Source organism: Pectobacterium brasiliense (assembly GCF_013449685.1).
In the GTDB taxonomy this organism is placed as follows: domain Bacteria; phylum Pseudomonadota; class Gammaproteobacteria; order Enterobacterales; family Enterobacteriaceae; genus Pectobacterium; species Pectobacterium brasiliense_A.
This window is the reverse complement of record NZ_JACDSF010000056.1, coordinates 18,817-22,305: the sequence shown is the minus strand read 5'-3', so window position 1 is coordinate 22,305 and position 3,489 is coordinate 18,817. Positions and strand designations below refer to the sequence as shown.

2 protein-coding genes and 1 pseudogene are annotated in these 3,489 nt (G+C 44.5%); all 3 read right to left on the bottom strand.

Going from position 1 to position 3,489, the window contains the following annotated elements; all coding sequences use genetic code 11:
• Positions 1–79: 79 nt before the first annotated feature.
• Positions 80–1,003, bottom strand: a complete 924-nt coding sequence (locus H0248_RS18745; protein ID WP_180787052.1) for an IS5 family transposase — start codon at positions 1,001–1,003, stop codon at positions 80–82.
• 599 nt (positions 1,004–1,602) lie between these two features.
• A complete protein-coding gene (locus H0248_RS18740; protein WP_180787051.1) occupies positions 1,603–3,024 on the bottom strand; it encodes a hypothetical protein in 1,422 nt (473 codons plus the stop codon).
• A gap of 314 nt (positions 3,025–3,338) precedes the next feature.
• Positions 3,339–3,489, bottom strand: a pseudogene (locus H0248_RS22240) (IS30 family transposase); the annotation flags it as partial.

The window sequence follows — 3,489 nt, the reverse complement described above, 5'->3', positions numbered from 1 at the left end:
GCGGGCTTAATGCCATCAATAATCGGCTTTGTTGAATAAATAAGATTCCGTGCGAACGTCCCTGTAGCGGGTCGGATTATCAGGCAACACGCACGCTTTCTGGCATACCTGCCTTCGTCATTTTGTTCAGTGCACGTACCATGGCCAGAGCCTCTGCAACCTGACCATCGTAGTCACGTAGTGTCAGTGAACCTCCGAACAGCTGTTTTACCCGATACATGGCCGTTTCCGCTATAGCGCGACAGTGATATTCCGTTGTCCATTTCCACCGTGCATTACTTCCGCTCAGCCGCTGATTAGCAACTGCACGGTTGCGATCCGCATACTCATCTGGCCAGTAACCCGCTCCCTTTCGGGGTGGAATGAGGGCGCTGATTTTCTTACGGCGCAGTTCATCGTGACATAACCGAGTGTCGTAAGCGCCATCGGCGGCGACTGACCTGATTTTCCGGTGGGTCTGCCGGATTAACCCGGGGAAGGCCTCTGAGTCTGTAACGTTGTTAAGCGACAGGTCAGCACAGATGATTTCATGTGTTTTGCTGTCAACGGCCAGGTGCAGCTTTCGCCAGATACGGCGGCGTTCTTTGCCGTGTTTTTTGACTTTCCATTCGCCTTCACCGAAGACCTTCAGCCCGGTGGAATCAATCACCAGATGCGCGATTTTACCCCGGGTGACCGTTTTAAAACTGACATTGACCGACTTTGCCCGCTTGCTGACACAGGTGTAATCCGGACAGCGCAGCGGAACGCCCATCAGGGTAAAAATGGAATCAATGAAGCCCTGTGCAGCCCGCAGGGTCAGTCGGAATACGCGTTTAATAACCAGAACGGTAGTGATGGCAATGTCAGAATAGCGCTGAGGTCTTCCGCGTGCTGAAGGCGGGGCGGTGTCATACCACGCCTTAATTGTTTCGTCGTCCAGCCAGAAAGTCATGGAGCCACGGTTGATAAGCGCTTTGTTATAGGTATGCCAGTTGGTGATTCTGAACTTCTGCTTTGCCACGGGACTGCCTGCGTTGTCAGGGAATGCGTGATCTGATCCTTCAACTCAGCAAAAGTTCGATTTATTCAACAAAGCCCATCCTGGTAATAATAATCGGTTAAACTGTAGAATTCACTGGGTACTTCATTTAATGTTCTAATAACATTATTAGACCGTGTTGATAACACTTTCATAATTATCACTTGATACGTTATCATTATTCATGATTTTTCCTTATTACTTTAACTATCCGTATCTGATGAGATCTTAGAGTGAAGATTTGACTGATTAAATATTATCATTTCCATTTTACACTATTTTCAGATAAAAATTGCAATTTTTAACCATCTTTTTCAAAAGTAGATTTATGGCAGATTGCCACATGTCGCGGAACTCGGCAAGATAATCTGGAGTACCTCCGCGGCATGAAGCAACAATAGTGAAATGTATGTCCGTTTCTCGCTGTGAGTCCAACGGGTTTATGCAACGCTATCCTTATCCTAGAGCTAATTATTCAGAAAATTCGTTATCACAGCGAATCGGAGTTATATTCTATTCATGAATCATATGGATTTAATGTGGTCTATTAGCTCAGGTATGAGCTAATAGACATTGAGTAATTAAGCTACTGCGAGGGTATCAATGATTTTTGCGGTTTTTTGTAATAGTTGAGCATCAGTGGGCAGAGAGATAACCTTCCTGTTTTTAGCGATATTTATAATCATTGGTTCAAATTCATTTTTTGCAAACAACTGGCGGTCAGATGATGCATACATATCTCGCAAAAAATCAGGTACGTCCTTCCCTTTAAAATCATCAATAACTGACTTGGCTTCTTGCTCTGTTAACAAATAATTAAAAGCAAGTTCACCAAATACTTCTTCCACTATTTTAAGCATTTCGTTAGCATCGTCCTCAATAAACTCATCGAGAATAGCTGAAACAGCAGCATTTGCAGCCGTACCACCGGCAAACGCACCTAATAAACCCCCGATGATTCCTCCTGCAGCCGTGCCAACGAAAGGAATAAACGAACCCAATGCTGCCCCTCCAGCAGCACCTGCCATCCAGCCGCCTGTTCCGCCAGCAACTCCAGATGCGGTAGTAGTGACATTCTTAAATAATTGAGCACCTGAGCAGCGGCCCTGAAACATTCGAACAAAATCTACGGAGGATATAACCAGAGTGGTGACAACGCCTGTGACGATATTCCCGCGCAAAAGTTTGCTAACATGGTTCATCGCGGCGGCACCATATATCGCATTACCTGAGCGTAAACCATTTGCAATCCATGCGGCAGCTTTAGGCCCCATTTGCTGAACGATCCAATCTGTAGCGCCACGCAAACTTTGTTCTATCCCTGTTCTGCCAAGTTGAGCAGTAATGATGCTACTAACCCAGGCTACACCGCCCACTTTTAATCCAGCATAGCAAGATGATTCAAGAGCTTTATCCCAGTCTTCTCCATTCCATAGAGCGACAGCGAATGAAACAGCCGCAGAGATTCCCATTGCTGTACCAGCCAACTTAATGCCGTTTACTGCATCATAAGTTAAGCTTTCAATTGTACCAAATTTAGCAATATTCCTTACTTGCTCATATGTGAATGAACCTTTTCTGACAATATCTTTCGCTGATTCTGGATCTGTTATGCCTGGTACCTGACCATTTTTTATTCTATTCTCCATTGCCTGCACCGCAGCATCATATTTATCTGACGGCACTTCTATTTGCATAGGGGTGCCGTCAGTGTTTAAGTAGCGGAAAGTTCCATCTTCAAAACATTCACTGATACATTTTGAGCCTGAATTACAATATTTTGTTTGTATATGAATGCCATCCACCAGCCTGTCAGCACCATTTTTGACATTGTCACCGCCAACAATTTTTGCATTTTTTCCTGACATCACATCCTTAAGGTGATTCGCTTTTTCAGCAGCAAATCCATGACCTCTGGCTGCACCCAGAACAACATTATCTGCATAATTTTCAGAGCTGCCGATTATGCCAGCGGTTGTTCCAACAACATTTTTCTCATTCATGAGGTATATATCCGATTTCAGGTTGATAAGCCATAAGAGATTTTCAGACGAGTCGGCCAAGATGTATCGACAGCTGCGCTATTGTTCAGGAAATAGACTTTGTATTGATATGGTTATCGGCATATTCACATCGCTCTTTAGAATTTTTATCCAATAAAATCAGCCCTTTTCAGGGGCTGACGATGGCATCGATGGTCCCATGTAAGTATTCTGCATGGTTATACCATTCTCTTTTAGAGAGCCTCTGGTATGTGGGTTAGGTACTCTTAAATCGAACCTGACTACTCTGCTGTTGTCCGCTCCGTGCTGTGAGTTCAACCGATGGATGCAACACAATTATTGAACCGCTCTGCGGGAGATTCATAGTTTAGCGTTTTTCTCGGCCTTTCATTTAGCTGGCTGGCAACACTGTTAAGTCTTTGCTGACTGTGAACCGATAAATCAGTTCCTTTTGGAAAATATTGT

What these genes read in the sequence shown, in the direction of transcription:
- H0248_RS18740 (WP_180787051.1), bottom strand. Translation starts at nt 3,024, where the DNA reads ATGAATGAGAAAAATGTTGTTGGAACAACCGCTGGCATAATCGGCAGC.